General features: G+C 62.2%; 1 protein-coding gene. It reads left to right on the top strand.

Going from position 1 to position 339, the window contains the following annotated elements; translation table 11 throughout:
- A partial coding sequence (locus K0T92_RS24745) for an AMP-binding protein (RefSeq protein ID WP_219875288.1) occupies positions 1-339 on the top strand: 339 nt, incomplete at both ends.

Here is a 339-nt window from a genome sequence, read left to right as displayed (position 1 = left end):
GATTACGATCGCGTGGCTGCCGCCGCAAATGTACGAGCAGCTGCTGGAGGAGGAAGCGCCCTCGAAGCTGAGACTGCTGCTGACGGGAGCGGACAAGGTGAAAGGGTACAAGCCGGTGCCGTACGAAGTATGGAACACGTACGGACCGACGGAGAGCACGGTTATCTGTACGGCGTACCGGATCGAAGGGGAGTCAGGGAACATTCCGATCGGGAAGCCGTTGTCCAATACGCGGCTGTATGTCATGGATGATCGGCTCAGGGAGCAGCCGATCGGGGTAGCCGGAGAGCTGTGCATCGCGGGAGCGGGCTTGGCGCGCGGCTACCTGAACCGCCCGGA

Source organism: Paenibacillus oenotherae, assembly GCF_019443105.1.
Taxonomy (GTDB): domain Bacteria; phylum Bacillota; class Bacilli; order Paenibacillales; family Paenibacillaceae; genus Paenibacillus_Z; species Paenibacillus_Z oenotherae.
This window is presented reverse-complemented; position numbering and strand designations above follow the sequence as displayed.